At 67.3% G+C, this 875-nt stretch carries 2 protein-coding genes; both read left to right on the forward strand.

The features are described 5' to 3' along the window. Nucleotides 1-198: HupE/UreJ family protein (locus tag OP495_RS18495; protein ID WP_280571242.1), on the forward strand; the 198-nt coding region annotated here is incomplete at its 5' end. A 15-nt stretch (nt 199-213) separates the two neighbouring features. Then, nucleotides 214-875, forward strand: a 662-nt coding sequence (locus OP495_RS18500) for a hypothetical protein (protein ID WP_280571244.1), incomplete at its 3' end; no start/stop codon positions are given.

The raw sequence follows: 875 nt of genomic DNA on the forward strand, positions 1-875 counted from the left end.
CTGCTGGCCAACCTGCTGGCGTTCAACGTCGGGGTGGAGGTCGGCCAGCTGCTGGCCCTGAGTGCCATCCTCATCGTCATGGGCTTCTGGCGTCGCACCGCCGGATTCCTGCGCCACGCCTATACCGCCAACGTCGCCATGATGTGCGCCGGCTTCGTGCTGATCGGCTATCAGCTCACCGGCTATTTCGTCGCCTGATTCAGGGAGTCCACGATGTACAACACCGACCTACCCACCCGTGCCGAGCTGCCCTCGACCGGCAAGCTGATCCGCTCCACCCTGGTGGCCGCGGTGGTGGCCGCTGGCCTGCTGGTGACCGTGGTGCTGCCCGCGGAGTATGCCATCGATCCCACAGGCGCAGGGCGCCTGGTGGGCCTGACCGAGATGGGGGAAATCAAGCAGCAGCTGGCCGAGGAGGCCGAACTCGACCGGGAAGCCTCACAGGCCGCCGCAGACAAGGCGTCGCCGGTCGTTGCGGAGCAGGAGTCCCAGGCCGTGGCAGAGAGCCAAGCCACCGACGACATCTCGCCCGAGGCAACCCCAGAGCAGCCGGCGACCGCCTCAACTTCCAGCGGCGCGGCTGACCCGGTGGCCTCTTCAGCGCCTGCCCAGGAGGAGCCGCAACCCGAGGCCAGCCAGGCGGTGGCTGACGCCTCCTCGTCCCAGGAAGAGGCCTCGGAAGCTCCCGAGGCAGCAGCCACCTGGCGTGATGAGGTGAGCTTCACCCTGACCCTGGGCGAAGGCACCGAGTACAAGCTGACCATGGAAGAGGGCGCCGTCGCGACGTTCGCCTGGTCGTCCGACGGCGGACCGATCAACTTCGATACCCACGGTGATGGCAATGGCAACTCGATCAGCTACGAGAAGGGCCGTGG

The organism is Chromohalobacter sp. 296-RDG (assembly GCF_029889885.1).
GTDB lineage: Bacteria > Pseudomonadota > Gammaproteobacteria > Pseudomonadales > Halomonadaceae > Chromohalobacter.